At 48.8% G+C, this 24,404-nt stretch carries 22 protein-coding genes and 1 pseudogene; 15 read left to right on the top strand and 8 right to left on the bottom strand.

Annotation, left to right across the window (positions count from 1 at the left end):
• Nucleotides 1–41: 41 nt before the first annotated feature.
• Together ACN0T0_RS13305 and ACN0T0_RS13300 are read left to right on the top strand one after the other, a co-directional pair.
• A complete protein-coding gene (locus ACN0T0_RS13305; RefSeq protein WP_417226840.1) occupies nt 42–2,528 on the top strand; it encodes an FG-GAP repeat domain-containing protein in 2,487 nt (828 codons plus the stop codon).
• Between the two features lie 162 nt (nt 2,529–2,690).
• Nucleotides 2,691–4,514, top strand: a complete 1,824-nt coding sequence (locus ACN0T0_RS13300; protein WP_417226838.1) for a histidine kinase — start codon at nt 2,691–2,693, stop codon at nt 4,512–4,514.
• Here ACN0T0_RS13300 and ACN0T0_RS13295 read toward each other — a convergent pair.
• Entirely contained in the window at nt 4,511–5,140 is a 630-nt protein-coding gene (locus ACN0T0_RS13295; protein WP_417226836.1) for a LuxR C-terminal-related transcriptional regulator, read from the bottom strand. The genes ACN0T0_RS13300 and ACN0T0_RS13295 overlap by 4 nt on opposite strands.
• A gap of 61 nt (nt 5,141–5,201) precedes the next feature.
• A complete protein-coding gene (locus ACN0T0_RS13290) occupies nt 5,202–5,921 on the bottom strand; it encodes a spermidine synthase (protein WP_417226834.1) in 720 nt (239 codons plus the stop codon).
• 186 nt (nt 5,922–6,107) lie between these two features.
• Between ACN0T0_RS13290 and ACN0T0_RS13285 the strand changes: the two genes are divergently transcribed.
• The gene (locus tag ACN0T0_RS13285; RefSeq protein ID WP_417226832.1) at nt 6,108–6,281 is read left to right on the top strand and encodes a DUF6435 family protein; all 174 of its coding nucleotides are present in this window, start codon (nt 6,108–6,110) and stop codon (nt 6,279–6,281) included.
• 301 nt (nt 6,282–6,582) lie between these two features.
• Here the strand turns inward: ACN0T0_RS13285 and uraH are convergent, their stop codons facing one another.
• Nucleotides 6,583–6,936, bottom strand: coding sequence for a hydroxyisourate hydrolase (gene uraH, locus ACN0T0_RS13280; protein ID WP_417226830.1), 354 nt, complete (start codon nt 6,934–6,936; stop codon nt 6,583–6,585).
• A 342-nt stretch (nt 6,937–7,278) separates the two neighbouring features.
• Here uraH and puuE point away from each other — a divergent pair, with 342 nt between their 5' ends.
• The 8 genes from puuE (at nt 7,279) to ACN0T0_RS13240 (ending at nt 14,037) form a co-directional block, all read left to right on the top strand.
• Nucleotides 7,279–8,202 carry an allantoinase PuuE gene (gene puuE, locus ACN0T0_RS13275; RefSeq protein ID WP_417226828.1) on the top strand — a complete coding sequence of 308 codons (924 nt, stop codon included), beginning with the start codon at nt 7,279–7,281 and terminating at the stop codon, nt 8,200–8,202.
• On the top strand, nt 8,199–8,720 hold the full coding sequence (gene uraD, locus ACN0T0_RS13270; protein WP_417226826.1) for a 2-oxo-4-hydroxy-4-carboxy-5-ureidoimidazoline decarboxylase: 522 nt from the start codon (nt 8,199–8,201) through the stop codon (nt 8,718–8,720). The genes puuE and uraD overlap by 4 nt, the downstream gene beginning before the upstream one ends.
• A 27-nt stretch (nt 8,721–8,747) precedes the next feature.
• Nucleotides 8,748–9,734, top strand: a complete 987-nt coding sequence (gene alc, locus ACN0T0_RS13265) for an allantoicase (protein ID WP_417226824.1) — start codon at nt 8,748–8,750, stop codon at nt 9,732–9,734.
• Nucleotides 9,735–9,745: 11 nt separating this feature from the next.
• On the top strand, nt 9,746–10,273 hold the full coding sequence (locus ACN0T0_RS13260) for an ureidoglycolate lyase (RefSeq protein ID WP_417226823.1): 528 nt from the start codon (nt 9,746–9,748) through the stop codon (nt 10,271–10,273).
• Between the two features lie 76 nt (nt 10,274–10,349).
• Nucleotides 10,350–11,525, top strand: coding sequence for a urate hydroxylase PuuD (locus ACN0T0_RS13255; RefSeq protein ID WP_417226822.1), 1,176 nt, complete (start codon nt 10,350–10,352; stop codon nt 11,523–11,525).
• Nucleotides 11,526–11,778: 253 nt separating this feature from the next.
• Entirely contained in the window at nt 11,779–12,399 is a 621-nt protein-coding gene (locus ACN0T0_RS13250; RefSeq protein ID WP_417226820.1) for a TetR family transcriptional regulator C-terminal domain-containing protein, read from the top strand.
• Between the two features lie 73 nt (nt 12,400–12,472).
• On the top strand, nt 12,473–13,120 hold the full coding sequence (locus tag ACN0T0_RS13245; protein ID WP_417226818.1) for an HAD hydrolase-like protein: 648 nt from the start codon (nt 12,473–12,475) through the stop codon (nt 13,118–13,120).
• A 92-nt stretch (nt 13,121–13,212) separates the two neighbouring features.
• Nucleotides 13,213–14,037: an IclR family transcriptional regulator gene (locus tag ACN0T0_RS13240; RefSeq protein ID WP_417226816.1), complete on the top strand. Its 825-nt coding sequence runs from the start codon at nt 13,213–13,215 to the stop codon at nt 14,035–14,037.
• Between the two features lie 39 nt (nt 14,038–14,076).
• Here ACN0T0_RS13240 and ACN0T0_RS13235 read toward each other — a convergent pair whose 3' ends face one another.
• On the bottom strand, nt 14,077–14,970 hold the full coding sequence (locus ACN0T0_RS13235; RefSeq protein ID WP_417226814.1) for a LysR family transcriptional regulator: 894 nt from the start codon (nt 14,968–14,970) through the stop codon (nt 14,077–14,079).
• A gap of 148 nt (nt 14,971–15,118) precedes the next feature.
• On the opposite strand from ACN0T0_RS13235, the gene ACN0T0_RS13230 reads away from it, so the two are divergent.
• Entirely contained in the window at nt 15,119–15,598 is a 480-nt protein-coding gene (locus ACN0T0_RS13230; RefSeq protein ID WP_417226812.1) for a PACE efflux transporter, read from the top strand.
• 144 nt (nt 15,599–15,742) lie between these two features.
• Here ACN0T0_RS13230 and ACN0T0_RS13225 read toward each other — a convergent pair whose 3' ends face one another.
• Nucleotides 15,743–16,189 (bottom strand): hypothetical protein, encoded by a 447-nt coding sequence (locus tag ACN0T0_RS13225; RefSeq protein WP_417226810.1) that lies wholly within the window; start codon nt 16,187–16,189, stop codon nt 15,743–15,745.
• 162 nt (nt 16,190–16,351) lie between these two features.
• Here ACN0T0_RS13225 and ACN0T0_RS13220 point away from each other — a divergent pair, with 162 nt between their 5' ends.
• From ACN0T0_RS13220 to ACN0T0_RS13210, 3 genes are all read left to right on the top strand, one after another.
• A complete protein-coding gene (locus tag ACN0T0_RS13220) occupies nt 16,352–17,869 on the top strand; it encodes an amidase (protein WP_417226808.1) in 1,518 nt (505 codons plus the stop codon).
• The gene (locus tag ACN0T0_RS13215; RefSeq protein ID WP_417226806.1) at nt 17,866–18,837 is read left to right on the top strand and encodes a C45 family autoproteolytic acyltransferase/hydolase; all 972 of its coding nucleotides are present in this window, start codon (nt 17,866–17,868) and stop codon (nt 18,835–18,837) included. Before ACN0T0_RS13220 ends, ACN0T0_RS13215 begins: the two co-directional genes overlap by 4 nt.
• A 168-nt stretch (nt 18,838–19,005) precedes the next feature.
• The gene (locus ACN0T0_RS13210) at nt 19,006–20,475 is read left to right on the top strand and encodes a biotin carboxylase (RefSeq protein WP_417226804.1); all 1,470 of its coding nucleotides are present in this window, start codon (nt 19,006–19,008) and stop codon (nt 20,473–20,475) included.
• 90 nt (nt 20,476–20,565) lie between these two features.
• Here the strand turns inward: ACN0T0_RS13210 and ACN0T0_RS13205 are convergent, their stop codons facing one another.
• The 3 genes and pseudogenes from ACN0T0_RS13205 to ACN0T0_RS13195 all read right to left on the bottom strand — a co-directional run.
• Nucleotides 20,566–22,170: an ABC-F family ATPase gene (locus ACN0T0_RS13205; protein WP_417226802.1), complete on the bottom strand. Its 1,605-nt coding sequence runs from the start codon at nt 22,168–22,170 to the stop codon at nt 20,566–20,568.
• A 307-nt stretch (nt 22,171–22,477) separates the two neighbouring features.
• Entirely contained in the window at nt 22,478–23,581 is a 1,104-nt protein-coding gene (locus ACN0T0_RS13200) for a tRNA-queuosine alpha-mannosyltransferase domain-containing protein (protein WP_417226800.1), read from the bottom strand.
• Nucleotides 23,582–23,605: 24 nt separating this feature from the next.
• A pseudogene (locus ACN0T0_RS13195) lies at nt 23,606–24,404 on the bottom strand (hypothetical protein); the annotation flags it as partial.

Below are 24,404 nucleotides of genomic sequence, written 5' to 3'. Positions count from 1 at the left end.
AGCGGTGATATTGGCTTAGGGATAACAAGACAGGTAGCGTCATGAGCGATAAATATCTAAAACAGAATTTAACCACGCCATCACCACCCCTTAGGTCGAGCCTAAAAAGCACCGTGATTAAATCATCAATCACGCTCTCTTTACTGCTGACCTCGTTGGTCAGTTATGCCGATGAGAACGTGTTACTCGAGCGGGTACGCTACTGCGATTTTCGTGGTATTAATAATGTTTGCGCTGGCACGGCCACCACACCGAACAAATTCAAAGCCTGGAATGATGCAGGCGTTTCAACCGAGGGCCAACGTAACACCTATATCGCTATCGTTAACCAGCCACCAAAAGATCAGGTCCGTAAGGTGGTGTTTATCTCAGCAGGACAGCAAACAGACCCCGGTGGAGAAAAAAAAGGCAAGTTTGGTAAGGGCTATCCTAACGTACTAACGGGGCAACCCAACGATTATAAAGATGGCTGTATGAACGCCACCAAAAGCTGCACCCGTACGATTGACGCTAGGTCAGTCCTCGGTCGCTTGCGGGGGGATGGTAAATTTAGTGATAACGACACCCTGTTTATCGCCGCGTTTGATATGCGCTTTGGCTACTATCGATCCACCGCCGAAAAACAGAAACGAGAAAACGCTTATTGGGAATTCCTCACCTCGAAGTTTGATCCTAAAAAAGTGGAGTTAATCGTCTTGGCGGGGCAAAGCCGCGGGGGCTGCATGATGTTCCGACTCGGACAAAAGTTACGGGCAACATCCACCTATGAAAATACCCCCTTAATCGTGCAAGGCTTAGACCCTGTTTGCTCCACCACCGGCACCCCAAATGTTGGCCGGGAACTCCCTCCGTTAAGTGGCGTATATAAAAACCCACTCAATAGTGGTTATGAATCCTATCCTATCGATATGGATCAAGTTTTCCCCAGCGACCACCGTAACAAACTGGCGGTTCTGGATATTCACGGTGGCGGTGAAGTATGGGACCTAGAACCGGACATCCGTTCATTCACATGGAAGGCCAGCGATACCGACCTCGGCTGGTGGAAACAAAAGTGGGTGAATGCGGGTCATGAAGATATGGGGGGGAAATATGAACACTCATGGCAAACCGTTGACTTAGCGGTTACCCATATTTACGACTCGATGTACCTATTTGGCAGCACCCATTTCAAATCAACCGCTCAACATCCGGTTGATATCAATGGCGATGGCTTAAGTGACATAGTGCTACGCTCTCGAAACCCGCAACAAGGGCTCATCATTCATACAAAATTATCCAACGGCGATGGCTCATTCACCGATAAAGCGTTTATCTCCGGTGATGGTTCAGCGGTAGACTTACTACCGATGCTCTCCGGTTATTTCAATGCCGACAACAAAACAGATCTACTGTTACGTTATTACCACCCACAGAAAGGCTTAATGCTGCGCACCAAGTTTTCCAATGGTGATGGCAGCTTCACAGAAAAAGAGTATCAGGCTGGCGATGGCCATAGTGCAGCAGAAAAACTGGCGTTTATCGGTGATGTCGATGGCGATAAACTGTCCGATCTCATCTCACTTTATCAGCACCCCACCTCTGGGTTGCACATCCGCGTTAAATACTCGAATGGCGATGGTACTTACCGAGAAACTGATCACCGTTCCGGTGATGGCGCCATGGGTGACTCCCTGCGTATGCATGCCGCCGATGTTAACGGTGATGGTAAAACCGACCTAATCTACCACTTTCAAAGTGGTTCAAATAACTTCCAAATACGAACCCAAATCTCCAATGGCGATGGCAGCTTCACCTATAAAAAACTGATCCCCGGTGGTTGGTGGCATATGAATAATATGCAAAGCTTTGTCGGTGATGTGAATCGCGATAAGAAGTCTGATCTCATCCTAATCACCCGTGACCATGGCACGAAGTTATTACGCGCCAATACCTATCTCTCTCAAGGGGATGGTACCTATCATCGAGTCATACACGATCTCGCCGAAACCGCCGACGTTGATAAACTGGAAACCTTAGTCGGTGATTTCAATGGTGATCGCAGAACTGATATTCTGCTACGTAAGCGTGACCCACAACAAGGTTTGATTCTGCGGCTTAAACTCGCCAAAGGTGATGGTCATTATACCCATGTTCAACATATCGCCGGAGACGGGCCTCAAATCGATAATTTTTCTGCTTTGATCGGTAATATCGATAAAGGACAAACGGCTGATCTTATCCTACGAGCACGCACGGCTAATGGTATATTAATACGCTCCAAGCTAAGCAAAAGCGATGGTAGTTTCTCCGAAGCGCAATACAACGCAACCGGTGATACCCTTATGTTGATGCGATACCCCGCCCTTAGCGGTGCGATGAGATGGGCCGGCGGCGGAACCTTTCACCCCTGCGGCGGCTGTGCAAAGACCACTTCCGCTGCAGACAAAGTAGCCGTCAAAAAAGCGACCGTACTGCTAACAAAACCATCCATACCCGGCGGGAATGTAGTACATAAAGCGGTTCAGGTGCCGCAATTAAAGCAATAAATAGCCCTATTTATCCTGCAGACTGAGGGGCTACACAGCCCCTCAGCGATGGAGGCTTAGTAGCCTTTTCGGTTAACCCATTAGGCTGAGATAAACTCAACTAAAATCGGTGATTGATATTTTAGCCAGTACCCCTCTAACGACCGGCCCGAGTAACCCGCGATGATCAACTGCATCAAAGCATGCCTATTTATTACCCTCTTGATCGGTAATAGCTTTGCTGTGGCAAATGATGTTCAGCTTAAAAATAACTGGTTGTTTCAACACGGCGATAGCCCAGACTGGAGCCAACCCTCATTCGATGACAAGCCATGGGAAACCGTTGAAGTCCCTAAACTGCTATTTCAAGGACATAACACCCCGGTCAAAGGCTGGTATCGAATCCATTTCGATTTTCAAACATCAAACCAACAAAACTTAGCTCTTTTCATTGAAACCATCCGCCACGGGGATGAAACCTGGCTCAATGGCACTCGTATCGGCGGATTGGGAGAAACCTATAATGCTTGGGATTTTTTACATACAAACCCACAAAGTTTACCGCGACTGTATAAAATACCCGATCAGTTGCTACAGCCGCAAAACAATGTTTTAGCGATCAAAACCAATGTCGGTTTCGGCGCCGCCTGGGGGGCGATGTTTCCCGGTGGGGCTGGCATTACCAAGGGCCAAGTGGTTATTGGTCAATACGATGCATTGCTCGAAAAAGTCCATAAAACAACCCTTAAGATCATCACCCTAGACACCGTCTTTGCGGTCTTAGGGGTCATCGAGTTTGTTATTATTATTGTGCTGCTGAAAACAGCCTTAGGCCCAGTACCTGAATTCAAATGGCTACTCGCCTGTAGCTTTTTCCTGCTATTAGGGGCGGCCGCCCACGATATCAACTACATCTATTCGATTAAGTTCATCAGCGCCAACCTTGCCATGGTGACGGCAATGCTGGTGCTGCCCTACACCACCGCTATGTATTTTTGGAGTCAGTACCGGGATATCCCCGGCAAGCTGATCACCGTTTTTTCTGTGATCTGGGCAGTCAACGTTGCGGTGATTTTATTACCCAACATTTCATTCGAGCTGAAAAATCTCTGCTGGTATCTCTGGAACCTACAGGCGGTGGCGTTTTTCTTTTATGCTATCTATGCCGCGTTTAAAGGGCTTATCTATAAACGCATCGGTGCCTACGCTCAGTTTTTTGGCATCATCATTTATGTCTTTTCGATTCGTAGCCAATGGCTTCCCGATGATTTCTTTGGCCACCGGAATATTCAATTCGGCAGTATCATCTATCGCTATGCACTGCTGTTCGCATACTTTCAACAGCTAACCCATATCCGCATGGACTTTAAGAAACTCTCTATCAGAATCGTCGATATCACCGACAATGTTCGCCATTCAATTGCTCGAGAACTCCATGATGGCATTGGTCAGCACCTTGCCTCAGCGAAACTTCAGACAAATTTAGCATTACACACCGAAGATAAAGACAAACATCTAGAATATGTCAAAGCGGAGTTAGAAAGAGCTGTTCAGGGGTTAAGACGCCTGATCAACGGCCTACACCCCGTGATTATCGATCAGACCCCCATCAAGGGGGCGCTCGAAACTGAGTGCAAGAATATTGAAAAAATATATGGCATTAGCACCCAACTCAACGTCACCGATATCGACCTCGATAAGCGCACCGAGATTCACGTATTTCGAATATTTCAGGAGTGTGTCGCCAATGCGATCAAACATGGCTTGGCGCGTCAGGTTGAGATCCAGTTAGCGACCAAAAAAGGCTATGTCTTTCTCTCGATTAAGGATGATGGCGTGGGCTTTAACAACAACGTCAAACAGGAATACCGCGACGATGGCGGTTATGGCTTTGTCAGCCTGCAGGAAAGAATCACCCTGTTAAACGGTCATATCGATATCACCAGCAATCAGGGCACAGGCTGTCATATACAGATTAAGTTTCCTGCTGCAGGTATTGCTGCTTAACGAATATAGCCCTGTTTGAGCGCCTCAGCGACCGCATTGGCACGACCATGTGCATTTAATTTAAGGCAGGAGTTAGAGATATGAAAGCGCACCGTGCGTTCAGAGATATCCAACTGCCGTCCGGTTTCCTTATTGGAAAGCCCTTGAGCGGCACAGGCTAACACCTCGATCTCCCGTGTGGTTAAGGTCGCATTGCCATCGGTCGACTCAAATATCGAGAGCGCTTCAATCATCCCGGGAGATAAAAACTGCTCTCCCTGCTGCACATTTTCGATCGCATCGCTCAACTCTTCAAATGCGCTCTCTTTGAGTACATAACCGGATAAGCCTAAGCCCAATAAAGTTTTAGCCAAATGCGCTTCAAGATGCATGGTTAATGCAATCAGTTGAGTAGCCGGACTATGACGCTCGGCAAATTGAAGAATCTCTTCGGTTTTAGCTCCCGGCATCGACAGATCGACTAAGGCAATAGCGGGGCTAAATTGTTTAATGAGCTCAATCAATTCATCGCCATTACTGCCTGTGCCTAATAATTGAAACGTCGGCGATTTACCAATCAAACTACTGAGCCCTTCCAAGAACATTGAATGATCATCAGCCGCAACGATTGTGACAATCTCTGACATAACTGGCTTCCTTATAAGGCGAACAAAATAGGGCTAACGAACGACTCGCGGCGGGGTAATATTAGGCCTTAACACAAACATACACCGAGTTAGTCGATTCATCACTCTGAAACGGGTTATAAAAAGACACCACATGGGCATCGACCCGCGCAAAGACCGTTTTCAACAAAGCCACAAAGGGGGCTTCCGGCAAATTTTGTGACCACATAGCAAACACACCACCGGGTTTAAGCTGCTCAGCCATTAATGACAGATTTTCGGTGGTATAAAAGCTCGCATTGGCTGAATTAAGATACTCCGTGGGGGAGTGATCAATATCCAATAAAATGGCATCAAACTGTTTCCCGGCGCACTTCGGATCAAAGCCCTTACTCGGCTCAGCCGCTAAATCGAAGAAGCTACCATGCACATAGCGATTGCGGTTATCGGCATTGAGTATTTTACCCAACGGAACCCGTTCATCTTGATGCCAACCAATCACGGTATCAAGCGCATCAACCACCAGCAACTCGGCAATACGTTGATCTTTTAAGGCTGCCACCGCAGTATAGCCGAGCCCCAACCCTCCCACTACAACACTACACTGTTCACCCTGAACGGCGGCTAAACCTAGATCCGCTAATGCCTCTTCCGCCGCCACAAACATACTCGACATCAAAAACTCTTCGCCGAGCTTCACCTCATAGATCTCACGCTCACCAAATGCGGGCATTCGCCGCCGACGCAGAGATATCTGCCCTAAAGGCGAGGCTTGGCTATCGATTTCTTCAAATAATGGCATGGCAGAACAATCCTAGCGTGATATGCGGGCGATCATCATACTTGCTTCGCGCGAGGTTGGAAAATATCCAGACATTTGAGACCCGCCCCATATAGAGGATCGCCTTTATGCTTACCTGACAGCAAAAGGATCCAGCAACAGCATTGCGCCGTACAACAACACAATCAACTTACTCGAGAAACACTGATGTTTTCTATCTTTAAGTCCAACCCTAGCAAAAAGCTGGATAAGCAATACAAATCAACCCTAGAAGAAGCCATGCAGGCCCAGCGAAATGGCAACATAGAACGCTATTCTGAACTCAGCGTTGAGGCAGATAAGCTCTACCAACAGATTTTGGCGATGGAAAAGAAGACATAATAATTGAAGGGCATTATTGCCACGAAGACGCACGGCAAGATTGCGTTAATCGAAACAGACAAGCCTAGAGGCATTAAATCTTAGATAGGCTTCACGTCAGTAACAAAGCCCTAGACGTGCTGACTATATTCTCTAAAAGCAGTTTAAGCTATAAAACAAGTTCAACTCTCGAATAACATGCCCCTCGAGTAACCAGACACCACTGTTTAAATCGCTCCTCATAAGGAGCGCCTAAGTAGAGTGCCCTAGATACCGCAAGACCACGCCTAGCAGGGATTAAAACGACATCAAGCGACTGACATTATGATCCGCGATAGGTCGAATAACTATATGGCGAAATCAACAACGGTACATGGTAGTGCTGATCTTCGTCGGCGATGCCGAAGCGTATCACCACATCATCTAAGAAAGCCGGCTCTGGCAGCTCGATGCCACGGTGACGATAATAGTTGCCAACACTAAAGGTCAATTCGTACACCCCCACTTTAAAGTCTTCACCTTCCAATACTGGCTGATCGCAGCGGCCATCATCATTGGTCAGAGTGGTATGAATCTGTTCGCGATAGTTATCGCTGATACGGTAGAGTGCGACCGGTATGTTGCTGCCGGGGCAGCCATGCGCTGAATCCAGTACATGTGTTGTCAAATAACCCATGGAGTGTGCATCCTCTAGCTTATATGTATAAAGATCAGACTAAACTGATCTGCAGTTGACTACACTATAAAACAGTAAAAAAAACACTTAAAGACAATTTTAAACTTTATTGTATACATTATTCTATTCATATTTTCCTGCACTATCATCACCAGTTGAATTCATTGATACCAAAGGCTTTGTCCGCGACTTATGAGAATCCAACGGTCGAAAGGTCGGTTTTTATCGATACTTGACCCTTGTTAATCACAGAAAACATTGTATACAATGATTGCATACCGGTTTGGATTGATTCATTATCTAATCCAATACAGGCTTTTAGTATCTTTAAGGAGTGCCCCCGTGAACAATGAATATCCTCGTGATCTGATCGGATATGGTAGCAAGCCACCCCATCCGCACTGGCCTGACAAGGCCCGTATCGCTATATCATTTGTTCTGAACTACGAAGAGGGCGGTGAGCGCTGCACCTTACATGGCGATAGTGAGTCCGAAGCGTTCCTGTCAGAGATGCCCGGTGCTCAAGCACTACCCGGTGTACGGCACATGAGCATGGAGTCCTGCTATGAATATGGCAGTCGTGCGGGTGTCTGGCGGGTGCTAAAACTGTTCAGTAAATATAACGTCCCCCTCACCATCTTTGCCGTGGCAATGGCCATCGAACGGCACCCCGAAGTAGCGCAGGCGATGGTCGATGCCGGTCATGAGATCTGCAGCCACGGCTATCGCTGGATTGATTACCAATATTTTGATGAAGCCGCAGAGCGCGATCACCTTCACCGCGCAATCGATGTCATTACCCAGGTGACCGGTCAGCGTCCACAGGGATGGTATACCGGCCGTAATAGCCCAAATACCCGTAAATTGGTGATGGAAGAAGGCGGCTTTATGTATGACTCCGATGCCTATGACGATGACCTACCCTACTGGGTAAATAATCAGGGCAAAGGACATCTGGTGATCCCCTATACCCTCGATACCAATGATATGCGTTTTGCCACACAACAGGGCTTCAATAGTGGCGAACAGTTCTACGAATATCTAAAAGATGCTTTCGATACCCTGTATGCCGAAGGGGCCGATGCACCAAAAATGCTCTCTATTGGTCTGCACTGCCGCCTAATTGGACGGCCGGCACGGATCGCGGCACTCGAACGCTTTATCCGTTATGCCCAAAGCCATGAGCAAGTGTGGTTTAGTCGCCGTATTGATATTGCCGAACACTGGCACCGCGAGCATCCCTTTAACCCGGAGGCCGCCTCATGAGTAGCCCACAGTTCAAAAGCTGTACCCCAAGCCAAATGAGCCGTGAAGCCTTTGTCAGCACCTTTGGCGATGTTTATGAACACTCCGCTTGGGTAGCAGAACAAGCCTATGACCTCGGACTCGATAGTCGTTACGACCAGATCGAGACGCTGCACAAGCGCATGGCAAAGATCTTGCTTGATGCAGATAAACAATCTCAACTGGATCTTATCAATGCCCACCCGGATCTTGCCGGCAAAGCGGCTATCGCGGGCGAGTTGACCGAATCGTCAACCTCCGAACAGGCCGGTGCCGGTATCAGTGAGTGCACCGCGGAAGAGTTTACTCGTTTTACCGCACTAAATGATGCCTATAAAACGGCCTTTGGCTTTCCGTTCATCATGGCGGTCAAAGGCAGTAACCGGCACCAGATACTGGCCGCCTTTGAAGAACGCATCCATAACAACCCCGAGCAGGAGTTCAACCGCGCCCTGCAGGAGATTAATAAAATAGCCCAGTTTCGACTGGATGCTATCTAATACATTTTTGCCAGAACGAGATAAATAATGACAACAACATTTGAGAAACACATCAACCTGGCTGACGCCCGCCTGGGCAGTAAAGCAATTTTTGTAACCGACGACTGGTTTGCCGCCGTCGACCGAATGCTACAACCGGAAGCTCCCGTTTGGAAAGATGGGGTCTTTGACGACAACGGTAAATGGATGGATGGCTGGGAATCCCGCCGTAAACGTTTTGAAGGCTATGACTACACCATTATCCGTCTCGGTGTCCCCGGCATCATTAAAGGTATCGATATTGATACCGCATTCTTTACCGGAAACTTTCCCCCCTCAGCATCGCTAGAAGCCTGCTTCTGCGACAATGGCGACCCGAGCGACGATGCCGAATGGACTGAGCTACTCGGCGCCGTTAGCTTAAATGGCGACAGCCAACATCTCCACGCCATCGATGATGAACGCCCTTGGACCCATATTCGCTTTAATATCTTCCCCGACGGCGGTGTCGCGCGTCTAAGAATATATGGCATCCCTTACCTCAACTGGTCATCCATCAGCCGTGATCAAGAGATCGATCTGGCCGCTTCCCTCAATGGCGGCCGTGCGCTAGCCTGCAGTGATCAACACTACGGCACCATGAGTAATATTCTCAACCCGGGTCGCGCTATCAATATGGGCGATGGCTGGGAAACCGCCCGTCGCCGTACACCGGGTAACGATTGGGTGATTATCGCCTTAGGCCATCCGGGTGAAATCAGCCGTATCATCGTTGATACCCTGCACTTTAAGGGCAACTACCCCGATAGCTGCTCCATTCAGGCGGCCTTTGTTAAAGGCGGCACCGATGAGCAGATCGAAACCCAGAGTTTATTCTGGAAAGAACTATTACCTTCGCAGAAACTCGAGATGCACCAAGAACATGAGTTTAGCGAGCAAATTAGCGCCATTGGCACCATTACCCATATCCGTCTGAATATCTTCCCAGACGGTGGTGTCAGCCGTCTAAGACTGTTTGGCAACATTAGCGACTGAGGAGCCTTTAGATGACGCAACAAACGACGCTTATCCTCACACCGGAACCACTGACCGCCGCCGCCTTTGCCCCTTATGGCACGGTGATTGAGACCCAGGATCGTGACTGTTTCATGATCAACAACGGTTCGACTCAGCGTTTTCACCGCTTAGCCGAAGTCATGCTGGGTAAAGCCGGCGACCGCGGCATCATGAGTATTTTCCGGGCACAGGGATTAGCTATGCCGCTGCGGATCAAACTGCTAGAGCGGCATCCGTTTGGTAGTCAGGCCTTTATGCCCCTCAAGCAGAACCCGTTTTTGATTGTCGTTGCCGAACCCGGTGATAAACCGGCGTTGGAAAAGATTCGCGCCTTTATCACCGATGGCCGCCAAGGGATCAATTATCACTCCGGCGTATGGCACCACCCGGTTTTAAGCTGCGTTCCAGAAGATGACTTTCTGGTTGTCGACCGTGAGGGTGAAGGCAACAATTGTGATGAGTATTTCTTTGCTGAAGAAACCAACATAGTGCTCGAATTTAACACTCAGCAGCAGTAGCGCCACTGCTAAACACAACATGAATATCGTTGGCCTTTAGCGAAAGCGATGAGTGTCACTCTATGAGGAGTAAACCATGGATCCCCATATCACCGAATGGTTAAACCTAGCCGTGCGCTGGGTTCATATGATTACCGGAATCGCCTGGATTGGCGCATCCTTTTATTTTGTCTGGCTGGAAAACCACCTCGACCGCCGCAATCCACGGGAAGGCTTATCCGGCGACCTGTGGGCGATCCACGGCGGCGGCATCTACCATTTAGAAAAATACAAACTGGCGCCCCCAAAAATGCCAGAACAGTTACATTGGTTTAAATGGGAAGCCTATACCACCTTTTTATCCGGCTTTAGCCTGCTAGCGGTCGTTTATTACCTTAACGCCCAGCTCTACCTCGTGGCTCCCGGCAGTGATCTTAGCTCTACCGCAGCTATCGGCATCAGTATTGCCAGCTTAATTGCCGGTTGGTTTATCTATACCACCCTGTGCGACTCACCGTTGGGTAAAAAACCCGCACTGCTCGGTTTAGTGCTATTTGTTTTACTCGTCACCGCCGCCTGGGCATTCACCCTAGTCTTCAGTGGCCGGGCAGCCTTTATCCACATCGGTGCAGTTATCGGTTGCATCATGGTAGGTAACGTCTTTTTTGTCATCATGCCGGCGCAAAGCGCTATGGTAAGTGCCATTAACGCCGGCCGCGAACCCGATCCGTCACTCCCCGCTAAAGGGCTGTTACGCTCTCGGCATAACAACTACTTCACCCTGCCGGTGCTGTTCATCATGATCAGCAATCATTTCCCTAGCACCTATGGATTTGAGTACAACTGGCTAATTCTCGCCGGCCTCGCCGTGCTGAGCGTGTTGGTACGTCACTACTTTAACACCCGACACCAATCTCAGAAGTATGTCTGGACACTTCCCGCCGCCGCCTTGGGAATGATCGCCCTAGCGTTTGTAACGGCGCCCAAAACTGCCGCCACCTCAGCTACGCAGGTGAGTTTTAGTCAGATCAAACAGGTTATTGATGAGCGTTGTTCGGTATGTCATTCGGCAACACCAACCTTTGCTGGCTTCAACGCGCCACCACTGGGTGTGGTCATGGATACCCCGGAGCAAATTCAAATGCTAGCACCAAGAATTCAGGCGCAAGCGATCACAACGCAGGCGATGCCACTTGGCAATATCACCCAGATGAGCCAACAGGAGAGAGATCTGCTTGGAACATGGATCGCCCAAGGCGCTTTAACAAAGTAGCCTGCTCGCTTCCCTAAAGCGAAGGCAAACCCGCGACTAAACGGTGTTTGCCTGAGCCTGAGCCATCAATTCTCGGCCCCATAGCCAACAACTATCCGCTGTATATCTAAGCCCCTTTCTTTGCAACGGGGCTTTTTTGCCTCCATTCAATCCCATATGCTAACTTGAGCACGGCTAACGCCGGGTGATACCATTGCCCCGCAGTAAACTCATAGCATGAAAATAATAAGAAAATAGGTAGCAAGGTAAACCGATGGCTAAGATAAGGGAGCGGAATCGAGAGCGGATTATTCAAGCCGCCAGTGAAGTATTTGCCGCCCGGGGTTTTGCCGCGACCAAAACCATTGACATTGCCGAGCATGCAGGACTACCAAAGGCCAACATTTACTACTATTTCAAAAGCAAAAAAAACCTCTACCACAGTGTCATCGAAAGCGTTATTGAGCCGCTATTAGCAGCAGCAACGCCCTTCTACGAAAATGATGACCCGGTAACCGTGCTAGAACAGTATATCCGTGCCAAGATTCGCGTGTCTCAACAGTACCCCCATGCCTCGAAGGTGTTTGCCAGTGAGATCATGTATGGTGCACCACACTTACCCAACGATATCGCCGAGCAGATGATGACACAGACACGCCAAAGCAGCGGTAAAATTCAAGCCTGGATCGATCAAGGTCTGATGGACCCCGTTGACCCAAACCACTTACTGTTCACCATCTGGGCCTCCACCCAAACCTATGCAGACTTCGACTGGCAGATATCCCGTGTGACCGGCAAGCAAAAGTTAAGTCAGCAGGACTACGACCTTGCCGCCAATCAGCTTATTCAGTTAATCCTCAAGGGCTGTGGCGTCAAAGCAGCAACAACCGCTTAAGCGGCCGATTAAACGCAGATCTAAATAACGACAAGTATTCTATCCCTGACCAGCTATACGACCCGGAGCATTAATGAATACCGCATTTTTTGACCTTGATGGCACCCTGATCGACTCTCAAAGGGGAATTAGTGAATCGATCCAAAGCGCTCTGCTTGCGCTGGGTTATCCACAAGCGTCAGCGGCCCAATTACAACGGTGCTTTGGGCCACCCATCCGTGACAGCTTTGCACGGCTGATGAATAGCCAAGAAGCAGCCCTTATCGAACAGGCTGTGGATCTATTTCGCCAGCATTATTTGCAACTGGGTATCAAAAACTATCGCGTTTACCCGGGCGTAAAACATTCACTAAAACAACTATCCAGCGCGGGCTTTTGCTTACGCGTACTGACCATTAAACCTCAACCGCAGGCTGAATGGTTACTGCAAGATGCTCAACTAGCTCATCTATTCGCAAGCGTTCACGGCAGTGAACTCAGTGGACATAAGAGTGATAAAACGGCCCACCTCGGTGAGCTTATCAAGGATCACCCACGTCCTTATAACCGCCACTGGATGATCGGCGATCGAGCTAATGATATTGATGCAGCCAAAGCACACGGGCTTAACTCCGTTGCGGTTAGCTGGGGTTATGGCGAAACGACAGAGATCCACAACGCCAATAGTGACTTTGTTATTCACACCGCGGATCAACTCATTCCCCTATTGCTAAAACAGTAACTCATACCAGCCAAAATGCATTTTCATAATATGAAAAAAGTCTGTTAGTTATTACAATACGGTATCTTCAATCCATTCTGTTCAGGTGCCTTATGCCAACCAGCCCCACCAAACCTGGCGAGTTAAACGCTGACCCAGCAAGTAATAAGCCATCAGCAGCCGATACTAAACCGGTCAGTGGTATACAGGTTATCGATCGGGCCGCCCATATTCTTGATGCCATCTCTCGTTATTCGCAACCAGTCACACTGAAAGTGCTTAGCGCCGAAACCGGTTTACATCCCTCAACCACCCACCGGATACTCCGCTCACTGATCGATAACCGTTTTGTGGATCGAAATGAAAATGGTGAATACTGGCTGGGCAACCGATTGCTACAACTAACCAATAAACGCCGGACCGATGTAGACCTGCGTGCCGTTGCCCTGCCCTATATGGAACGATTAAGAGACACCTTCGGTGAGAGTATCAACCTCACCGTGCGCGAAGGCGACGTAGTGATCTATTTTGAACGGGCGATTCCGAACCGCATGATGCACGTCCATCAATTAGTCGGTAGCCGTGCACCGCTACATGTCACTGGGGTAGGTAAACTGATGTTGGGGATGGGCGGCGAAACGGAAATTCTTCGCTACGCACAACGCACCAACCTGCCAACCTACACCCAAAATACCTTTTCGTCACTGCCAGAGCTGACCGCCGAATGCTTACAATCCGTCGAACAGGGCTATGCATTGGATAATGAGGAAGCCGAAATGGGTGTGGGCTGTATTGGAGTACTGATTTACGATCAAACTCAACTTCCCGTTGCTGGGTTATCGATTTCAGCCCCCATCGAACGACGCAGCCTGGAGTGGATCGACGCCCTCAAGGAGACCGCTAAAACGATCTCAGCACAATTAGGCTATGCCCGTTAATGGGCTGCCTGGCTCTAGCCTAAAACGCCCCTTAAGTACTTAGCGCACTGCGGTAAGATCCAGCTGCGATAACTCTTCTAACAACCAACTTCCCGCCGTGCCTAAAGAGCGGCTTTCGGTCCAAACCACATCAACGCCCTGCAAGGACGCCGCCGCCTGAAAGTCCCGCTGCAAGACTAATAGCTCACCGCTAGCCAATTTTTCCTGTACCACATTACGATGAAGAAAAGCCCAGCCCAAACCACTACAAAGCAGCTCAAGAATAATATGGGGACTCTCCGAAAACCAAACACTCGGGCTAAACATTAAGCGTTCATGGCTGCGATCCGTTAAATCTAAACTGCGCAACACGAGCTGGCGATGAGCTCTAAAGTTTGCATGACTGACCGGTTGTTTATCAACTATCGGGTGGTCATGACGACACACAGCCACCAGTTCAGAATACCCGATACCGCGAAAGCCAAAGCCCTGTGGATAATACTCCCGCTCTAACATCATGCCGATATCGGCTCGATTGGTGCGAATCAGCTCGGCAACATCACTGCCGCCGGGATCGAGTAACTCCAACTGAATGTGGGGAAAACGTTGCTCAAAGCGGTGCAGAATATCCAATAACGGCTGACTAGAAATACTCTGCTCTACCGCCAAACAAAGTTCCACCTCATCACTCTGACCCAAGGCTTGAGCATGTACCCTAAATTCATGTTGCGAGTGTAATACCGTGCGAGCGTATTCCAATAGTGCCTTGCCACTGTCGGTCAAGACCGGATTACGGTGGCTACGATCAAACAGCGCCACATTGCTATCCAATTCGAGGTTACTAATCGCGATGCTCACCGCTGACTGTGCTTTACCCAAACGCCGGGCGGCCGCAGAGAATGAACCGGTTTCGGCGGCAATCACAAAGGCTTCTAATGGATCAATACCCGCCATAATTCCTCTCAACAACCTATCTGATTTTTAGATAGTATCTAACTTTTTCCTATCGAAATAAAGCCTAGAATAGCCCCATCTTCAAAACATCATTCGCTGACTAAGCATCGCAAATAAGCATCGCAAATAAGCATCGTAAGGAGCCATCATGAATCAGCCAATTATTACCCGTACCCCGCTCGACCGTCTGCGTCACACCCTGATGTTCGAACTATTACTGCTAACACTATTAGCACCGATGATGGCGCTACTACTCGACCGAGATATTGTCGAAGTGGGTATGTTATCCGTGGTGATCAGTCTTAAAGCGATGATGGTCAATCCGTTTTTCAATTATCTATTTGATCGCTATGACGTTAAAAAGGGTCGAATTCCCACGGAACGGAAATTTGTTGCTCGATTGATTCATGCAGCTGGACTAGAAGTAACGCTGATTGCCACCTCGCTACCGCTGATTATCTGGTGGCTTGATGTGACCTTTATGCAGGCCTTAATGGTCGATCTGATCTCGATCTTTCTGGTAATGGCCTACACATTCGCCTTTAACTGGGGATATGACCGAGTATTTCCTGTTATACAGCAACCTGCAGCGACAACCGATACTCTAGCAAGCGAATTACAGCCATAAGAGAACTTATGCACAGTTGGCCCGTAATTGGCCGAATGCAATTGAATAACCGATGAGACGCGATACCACTCACACTCATCGGTTTTTTCGATGATGACCACACCCACTCAACGTAGCCCCCAACCGTAACAACCATCCATTACCCTAGATCACATAGCTGTCGGCATCAGGATTGATCGGTAACTCTGCGTCCACCCCCAAGGAACTCTCAGCCGCGATGTCAGCCGCTGGAGCCGTCAATGCATCGGCCAGCAAAGGTGACTCAACATACTCTAAATCATTGCGGGTCCACCAATAACGGAAACCATTATCCACCATCCACTGACCGATCCGGTCGAGCGTAGACCATTCACGACAATCACCCCGAGCACTGTTAAGCCTCAACGGTAAACCATCCACATAGACGATAGCCGCCCAAGCATATGGATGTTTATCTGGGTCGCCGAAACCACCACCCTGTTTATTCCTAAAGATGCGATAAGCAACCGCATAATCCCCTAGTAATCCCTTCTCTCGGCAACCCGGCAGCTCCGCCTGAGTCACACTTCCAGCGATCTCTAGATAGACTTCTAAACTCTCATTTGTAAACATCATGAACCATAGTGTTGCTTTTTTTAAAATACAGACATACATTATGGTGCATGATGAAAGGTTCCACAACGATTAAGACATGCCTAAATTGGCCTAAAACAGGCTCTATTCGGTCATTTTCTAGAACCTTAAAAAAACCGCCTAATGCAATAAGGAATTCAGATGAATTCAGATAAGAAAACTGCGATTGAACTACTTGAAGATCTGCGTGCTCAACGAATTACCGCCACAGACCTGCTCGAACAAACGATCCAGCATGCTGAATATGTCGCCGAAACCTACAATCCGTTTTCCGTCAAACTGTATGATCGCGCCCGTCAAGCCGCTGCAAAAGCCGACGAACTGCTGGCCCAAGGTCTAGGCGGGCCACTGTGTGGCTTACCAATCACCATCAAAGAATCACAGTGGTTGGCCGGCATCCCCCTAGCCAATGGCTCTCGTACCGGTGATATGATTCCGCAGGAAACCAGTGCGGCAGTGCAACGCTTAGAAGATGCCGGTGCGATTATTTTTGCAAAAACCACCTGTCCCGAATTCTGCCTTACAGGCACTACCTCATCAGCACTGTATGGCACCACTACTAACCCTTGGAACCGGGAACGCACCTGTGGCGGCTCTTCCGGTGGTGCAGGCGCAGCCGTTGCAGCGGGCGCCGGCACCCTCTCACTGGGCGGCGACGGTGGCGGCTCGATCCGCATTCCAGCCGCGTTCTGCGGTATTGTAGGCTTTAAGCCCTCTTATAAAGCGGTACCAAGAGAGCCTTGCAATCCCTCTTGGAGCACTATCGTCTCCTATGGCCCGATGGCCCGTACCGTTGCCGATGCACGGCTGATGTATTCCGTCATTGCCGCCAATAATGATGAACACGCTTATGTGGATTCACTGCAAGCCCATCGTCTACACCCCTTACCCCTCTCCGGACAAAAAGTAATTGTCTCTGAAGACCTCGGCATCGCACCGATCGACGATGATGTGCGAATGACTTTCCGTTGGATCATTGCTCAGCTACAGGAAGCAGGAGTTGAGATTATTCATGACCATCCTCACCTGCCCTCCTCTGTGATCGCTTGGGCTACCTCGGCGATGTATGACACCTGGAGTTTTCAGAAAGACAAAGAAAATCCACTGGACGGACTCGAACAGGGAACATTGGATTCAATGAATTTCGGTGCCAGCATTACCGAAGAGGAATTTAATGCCGCGGAAGACCATCGAGAAGCTATTCATGCTGCCTATAAAGCGATGTTTGATCGGCATAACTGCTCAACCTTTATAACCCCAACCTTAGGGGTTGAAGCGTTCAAACACACTCTGCGCCACCCTAAATATGTTGGTTCGACCCGGATTACCTATCCTTGGTTGGACTGGGCAACCTTTCTATACGATGCTAATTTGATCGGCATGCCCGCCTGCGCTCTGCCAATGGGACTGGGCAATGAGGGTTTGCCCCTCTCAATTCAGGTTCAAGGTCCACGGGGCAGCGATGCTGCCGTACTCGACTTTGCTGAACATTTAGAAGCCATTATTGGCTGGGATCATGCCCCAAAAGATTCCGCTAGCGAACCCAAGGCAAACACCGATGACGATGACTTCGATGAAGATGAAAGCAAAGGGATCATTAATCAGATGAAACGTGCTCGAGCGCGTCTGCTGCAACTCCGTGGGACGACTTCCAAGTGAGAACCCTACAGTTCGACTTCATCAGTGAACTCGCGCCCGGCGAAAAGCTGAGTCAGTTGTTCCACCGCACCTGGCCCGCTTACCGCGCTTGGTATCTGGATGAGGGAGAAGCCGCACGGCCCAGCTATCTAGAGTGTTTAAACGCCCTTAAAGAATATATGCCCGAGTTGCTGCCGGTATATCAACAACTCTCCGTTCTGCTCGGCTGTGATGACCTGCAGGCACGCTTTCTTAGTCTATATTGCCCCCCAACATTTTATTCAGCCTGCTCCCAACTGATCTATAAGAAAGAACGTACCGCACTGATACGCAACTATGATTTCCCCGCGTTTCTCTGCGAAGGCACTATTTTGCAAAGCCAATGGCTGGATAAAAAAGTAATTGCCACCGCCGATTGCCTTTGGGGCGCGTTAGACGGCATGAATGACAGCGGTCTCAGTGTGTCAATCAACTACGGTGGCCGCCTAGTTGAAGGCAAAGGTTTCGGTATCACCATTGTCATCCGCTATATATTGGAGACCTGCAGCACCGTTGATGAGGCGATTGACGTCCTCAAACGCGTCCCGGTACATCTCGATTACAACATCGCCCTGCTCGATAAACAGGGCCAACACGCGACTGTCTTTATCGCGCCCGATCGAGATACCTGCATCACCTTGGCCACCACGTCAACCAATCATCAGGGCGCCCCAGAACCGGGAAAACCGCTACTATTGGATGACACACTGATCCGTCTAGATGCACTCAACCTATTGGCGGCACCAAGAGAATCAAACTTAACCGACACCGTCGGCCACTTTCTGCGCCCACCGCTCTACCGGCCCCATGACATTTACACCTCAGGAACGCTATACACCGCGGTTTATCTGCCCACAGAGGGGATCGTCAGCTTTGTCTGGCCGCATCATAGTGTTGATCTGAGCTTCGAACAGTTTCCCGAACAAATTCTGGATATCCGTTATCTTTAACCAACCTAAAACGAGGTGCATACCTAAGGAATGAAAACACAAACGAATAAGTTCACCTCACTACTCTGTTGGTTATATAAAGCCATTTTTGCGCCGACTTCCGAACAGAGTGAATCAGCCATAACAGCCCCGACTTTAGATAAAGATAAAAATACTGAGGAAGTTACTATGACTACACCCGATACTAAAACTCCCGAAAAGCTTCGCAGCCTGTCTGATATTTATCGTTTCTTTCGCAATACAACAACGCCCATCTATTTTGTGTCACCAACGGCCTATAACATTCTCGGATTGGGCCAGTGGATTCAGGGCTTTAAATATATCTCCCATTTTGATTCCTTCGATGGCGGCCACTTTCGGGTAACCAACGTTGAACAAAATACCGAACGAGAGTTTCAATCGATGGAAGATATGGTCAACTACCTGTTGAGCCATAAACAATCGGTTGAGCTATTCGAAGCCAATGGCAGCAAAGGTAAAATCCTCACGGTGATGTTTGATGAAGAAGCCGAAAAGATCGCCAAAAGCCTCGGCATGGAACTCGCCCTGCCCTCGGCTGAGCTTCGCTCCCGCATCGACTCGAAAATCGTCACCACCCAATTGGCTAACGAAGCAGGTGTTCCCAGCGCCCCTAACATCGTTGATGTTAAAGCCAATGACTACCCAACCCTACAGGCCCTAGCGGCGGAGAAAAATCTGGGCGACAAACTGGTCGTACAGACCCCCTATGGAGACTCGGGTAAAACCACTTTCTTTATTAGCAGCCAAGCCGATTGGGATAAAAATGCCGATAAGATCGTCGGTGAAACACTGAAGATCATGAAATACATCAACCATATCCCCGGTACAGTTGAAGCGGTTGCCACTCGCTGTGGCACGATGGTTGGGCCGTTACAAACCGACATTACCGGCTATGAAGAGCTAACACCTTACAAAGGTGGCTGGTGTGGTAATGATATTTTCCCTGAGCTGCTACAAGGAGAGCAGCGGGAGAAAATCATTGCGATGGTTAAAGCCATGGGGGATAAGCTCTACGAAAACGGCTATCGCGGCACCTTCTGCTTCGATTACCTGGTGGATACCGATGATGGTGAAGTCTATCTAGGCGAAATCAACCCGCGCATCAGTGGTGCTAGCCCACTCACCAATTTGATCACCTCTAAATACGGCGGCATTCCACTGATGCTGTTTCACCTGTTGGAGTTTATGGATGTCGATTTTGATATCGATATCAACGAAATACAGAAGCGCTGGGAAGATTTTGATACCTGGACCCAGCTAGTACTCAAACATACCGAAGACCATGTGCGTATGATCACCAAAGCACCACAATCTGGTATCTGGCGCATGCAAGACGATGGCAGCATCGAATTTGTGCGTCAGAGCATCGACTGGGGTAACGTCAGTGATAATAACGATGCATTCTATCTGCGAGTCTATGGCGAAGGTGACTACAGTTATCTAGGGGCCGATATGGGTATTCTGGTTGCCCGGGGGCGAATGCAATCCGATGACCGTCAACTACTGCCACGCGCTAAACAATGGGTAAACGCGATCAATGCACAGTTCGAATTCAAAGAACTCGATGAGCTAGAAGTGCCATATATCCCAACCGATAACGTCCGAAAAATGCTCTAACCACGCATTCTTACTGACACATAAAAGCAAAAAGCCCCCTCAAGAACACTCCTTGAGGGGGCTTTTTTAGAGCGGTGCCGTTAGATTAACTTAAGCGACGCGTGAAGCCTTGGTTTGATTATCCAGATACTCATCAAAGGTGCCGGGGAAGTGAATCACTTTATTATCTTTAATCTCGATAATATTGTTCGCCAGCGAAGAGATAAAGGCACGGTCATGGCTGACAAAAATCAGCGTACCGTCAAAGTCTTCGAGGGCGAGATTCAATGATTCAATCGCTTCCATATCCATATGGTTCGTCGGCTCATCCATAATCAGCACGTTGATATCCATCATCATCAACTTACCAAACAGTAGACGGTTCTTTTCCCCACCTGAACAGACCCGCGCTTTCTTATTGAAATCATCCGCAGTAAACAGCAAACGTCCTAACATCGCCCGCACTTTCAAATCATCATGCTTGGGCGTGCGCCATTGTGACATCCACTCAAACAGGGTCAGATCACAATTAAAGTCTTGGGTACTATCCTGAGGGCAATAACCAATAGACGCATTTTCAGACCACTTGACGGTGCCCTCTTTGGTTTCTAATTCATTCATCAGGCAGCGCAAAAAGGTGGTTTTACCGGCACCATTTTCACCAACAATCGCCAATTTAGCGCCGGCTTCCAGAATCAGATTACCATCACGGAACAACATTTCACCGTCATAACCATGACCCATATCTTCCAGAATAAGCGCCTGACGGTGCAGTCTCTTATCCTGTTTATAGGTGATAGAAGGAAATTGACGGCTAGAACTTTTAACTTCATCCAGCTCGATCTTTTCCAGTTTCTTAGCTCGAGAACTCGCCTGTTTTGCTTTCGAAGCGTTAGCCGAGAAGCGGTTAACAAATGACTGCAACTCATCCATCTCGAGGCTCTTCTTCGCGTTCGCAGTCAATAACTGTTCACGAATCAACGCCGAAGCTTCTAGGTAATATTCATAGTTACCCGGGTAGATACGCAGCTCACCATAATCGATATCCGCCATGTGCGTACACACTGAGTTCAGGAAGTGACGGTCGTGGGAGATAATAATCATGGTGCTCTTGCGCTGGTTAAGCACATTTTCCAACCAGCTGATGGTATGAATATCCAAGTTGTTGGTTGGCTCATCCAGCAACAATACATCAGGGTTAGCAAACAACGCCTGCGCCAACAGCACCCGAATCTTCCAACCTGGGGCAACCTGACTCATCAAACCAAAGTGATACTCTTCAGCGATACCCGCTTCTAGCAAAATATCCCCAGCACGGCTTTCGGCACTGTAGCCATCCATCTCGGCAAATTCGACTTCCAGATGGGCCACCTTCATGCCGTCTTCTTCAGACATCTCCGGCAGCGAGTAGATCCGCTCACGCTCCTGCTTAATTTTCCACAACTCAGTATCACCCATAATCACGGCATCGATAACGGTGTACTCTTCAAAGGCAAACTGATCCTGATTAAGGATGCCCAGTTTTTCCCCCGGTGTCATAGAGACATTACCGGACGTTGGCGTCAGCTCACCACTTAAAATTTTCATAAAGGTGGACTTGCCACAACCATTCGCACCGATCAAACCATAACGGTTGCCGTTGCCAAATTTAGCAGAAATATTTTGGAACAGCGGCTCAGCGCCAAACTGCATGGTGATATTCGCGGAGGAGATCAAAGGATAAGTCCTGAAAAGATAGTTCGGGAAAGAATGTACTGAAAGAGAATCCTGATAAAGAACCCGGAAAAGTACAGGTTACACAGTGCCAAACCGGCATTGTAAAAGAATGCGCCACTTTAAAGAGTTAAGCCCCTAAAGTCGAGAGCACATTGTACATTTATTAAACAAAAGCCGTTTTTTGCTCAAGAGTTACCCGTCATTTAGCCTCTCCAGCAAAAACAGCCTCTTTTCCTTGGCGGAAAGAGGAAATAAGCAAGCAATCGCCCAGCACGCCAATAAACCTAAGCGCAGCGTTTCATCCATATTAACGGGTATAAGAGATCGAGGAGTTCGCAACATCCTGCAGTAATCGTTCATATTGTTGTGCCATATTCCCCCAGCTTAACCCCGAAATATCGGGCGCTGCCGGCGGGTGGCCCTGCTGCTTTGCATCCGCATAATTAATAACGGCACTCACCAGCGCTTGGCTTTCAGCATCACCACTTTGATAACAGCACTCTTGTGGGAAAAGCTCAGGATAAGCTAGCCGATTTGGCACTAACGGTAGCGCACCCGCCGCTGCCCCTTCGAGTACCGCAATACCCTGATAATCATGTAGCGCCGTTGAAAGTACGATATCCGCCTGTTGCAACAACAAACGGTATTCAGCCACCGACTCAACAAAGCCCCAGTGCCCTGCCCGCTCCGCCAGTAAAGTTTTAAGTTCTTCAAATACCGGTGGTACACGACGGAATTGCTGTCCAACCACGTCTAAACGAAAATCCACACCGGCATCACAAAGCCCCTCTACCGCCCTCAGCAAACGGTCGGGGCCTTTATCAAACTCCCAACGGTGGTTCCAAATAAGCCGTACAGCGCCACACTGAGGATTATGAGGCTGATAAGCCGACGATGGCAGGGGCACTTGCAGCACCGATGAACGTTCTTCTAATTGTTCAACTACACCGGCAGGCACCTGATCCGGCAATTTTTTCAATAAAGCGCGGCAACCATTCAGAAAAGTATTGCGATTATAGAAGGTATTAAAACAGATATGGTCGGCAGCCAGTGCCGTATATATATTGAGAATCTTCGGCTCAACATTACCGTATTCACGACCGGATTCCGGGTAAGCAAACTGGTTCTCGTGAAAATACACCAGCGTCGGGATGCTCGCCAAATGGGGCACAAATCCTCTTAGCGCTGATAGATCCGTCATTGAAGTAGCGATAACCAAGTCGTAAGGCTGTTCGAGAGTCTCTCGCTCATTCATGGCCCAACTCAGGCTGTTACCGCGAATACGCCATGAAAAATAACGCGGTGGTAATGTCAGTAGCGTCCACTGATGCTGACTAAGATTTTCCATCACCCCCTGATGCCAATAACGATGACTAGCGGCATCATAAGCTGAAAGTAGCAGTATCTTCACGCGTTTTAAATTCCTAGTATCGAGTTATTTTGCATACAGGGAGCGATAACTACGAATCCAAGCCTCGTGGCTCAAGGGGGAAGGGAGTTTGGTTTTATAAGTACTTAAGGCAAGCGTTTTATTGGCAAAGCTATCCTTTAACAGCACCACATAATCATCCACGGCAAGGCTTACCGCATAGGCTTGCCCCTCTAACTGGTATTCATGAATAAAGCGCAACGCACCTTTTTCACTCGTCAACCGAGCCAGCTGCACCGTAAACAATCCAGGAGGTTGCTGTTTCAGCCAATTAAGGTCATGCAGTGCTTCATCAACGTGAGTCTGAGATTTTACACGAGCCGTATCCGGTAAATTGACCGGGACTACATCATTAACTCTCCACGCCTGGGAAAGCCCGGTTTTCTGAATACGCGATAAAATAGTATCGTAAAGCGGTTGAGTACGATGATTACCTAACTCGATGCTGCGATCAGCATAAGCCAACGCTTGTAAAAGGTCTGAGGGGATAATATGACCTTCAGAATAGAGCAAAGCGAGGTTGTGTGCGGCGTAAGCATTCCCCTGAGCAACCGCACGACTATACCATTTGACTGCACCCGCAGGATCAACATCCATCAGCATAACGCCTAACGCCAATTGCGCTTTATCGTTCCCTAACTCTGATGATTTTTCAATCCATCTGCGCCCAGCGACGAGGTCTTTGGCAACACCTTCGCCTTGCGCTAACATCAATCCGGTCTTGAGTTGGCTATCCGACAACCCCGCTTCTGCAGATTGCTGGTAGAGTGAGAAAGCCTGACTCACATCCTGTTCAACAGCCTCA

Origin of the sequence: Amphritea sp. (assembly GCF_048266285.1) — a bacterium.
Taxonomy (GTDB): domain Bacteria; phylum Pseudomonadota; class Gammaproteobacteria; order Pseudomonadales; family Balneatricaceae; genus Amphritea.
This window is presented reverse-complemented; position numbering and strand designations above follow the sequence as displayed.

Bases quoted from the DNA above. Each gene is read 5' to 3' on its own strand.
- ACN0T0_RS13240 (WP_417226816.1), top strand. From the start codon at position 13,213: ATGCCAACCAGCCCCACCAAACCTGGCGAGTTAAACGCTGACCCAGCA.
- ACN0T0_RS13290 (WP_417226834.1), bottom strand. From the start codon at position 5,921: ATGCCATTATTTGAAGAAATCGATAGCCAAGCCTCGCCTTTAGGGCAG.
- ACN0T0_RS13295 (WP_417226836.1), bottom strand. From the start codon at position 5,140: ATGTCAGAGATTGTCACAATCGTTGCGGCTGATGATCATTCAATGTTC.
- ACN0T0_RS13230 (WP_417226812.1), top strand. From the start codon at position 15,119: ATGAATCAGCCAATTATTACCCGTACCCCGCTCGACCGTCTGCGTCAC.
- uraD (WP_417226826.1), top strand. From the start codon at position 8,199: ATGAGTAGCCCACAGTTCAAAAGCTGTACCCCAAGCCAAATGAGCCGT.
- ACN0T0_RS13305 (WP_417226840.1), top strand. From the start codon at position 42: ATGAGCGATAAATATCTAAAACAGAATTTAACCACGCCATCACCACCC.
- ACN0T0_RS13250 (WP_417226820.1), top strand. From the start codon at position 11,779: ATGGCTAAGATAAGGGAGCGGAATCGAGAGCGGATTATTCAAGCCGCC.
- ACN0T0_RS13260 (WP_417226823.1), top strand. From the start codon at position 9,746: ATGACGCAACAAACGACGCTTATCCTCACACCGGAACCACTGACCGCC.
- ACN0T0_RS13285 (WP_417226832.1), top strand. From the start codon at position 6,108: ATGTTTTCTATCTTTAAGTCCAACCCTAGCAAAAAGCTGGATAAGCAA.
- alc (WP_417226824.1), top strand. From the start codon at position 8,748: ATGACAACAACATTTGAGAAACACATCAACCTGGCTGACGCCCGCCTG.
- ACN0T0_RS13235 (WP_417226814.1), bottom strand. From the start codon at position 14,970: ATGGCGGGTATTGATCCATTAGAAGCCTTTGTGATTGCCGCCGAAACC.
- uraH (WP_417226830.1), bottom strand. From the start codon at position 6,936: ATGGGTTATTTGACAACACATGTACTGGATTCAGCGCATGGCTGCCCC.
- ACN0T0_RS13225 (WP_417226810.1), bottom strand. From the start codon at position 16,189: ATGTTTACAAATGAGAGTTTAGAAGTCTATCTAGAGATCGCTGGAAGT.
- ACN0T0_RS13245 (WP_417226818.1), top strand. From the start codon at position 12,473: ATGAATACCGCATTTTTTGACCTTGATGGCACCCTGATCGACTCTCAA.
- ACN0T0_RS13220 (WP_417226808.1), top strand. From the start codon at position 16,352: ATGAATTCAGATAAGAAAACTGCGATTGAACTACTTGAAGATCTGCGT.
- ACN0T0_RS13210 (WP_417226804.1), top strand. From the start codon at position 19,006: ATGACTACACCCGATACTAAAACTCCCGAAAAGCTTCGCAGCCTGTCT.
- ACN0T0_RS13255 (WP_417226822.1), top strand. From the start codon at position 10,350: ATGGATCCCCATATCACCGAATGGTTAAACCTAGCCGTGCGCTGGGTT.
- ACN0T0_RS13300 (WP_417226838.1), top strand. From the start codon at position 2,691: ATGATCAACTGCATCAAAGCATGCCTATTTATTACCCTCTTGATCGGT.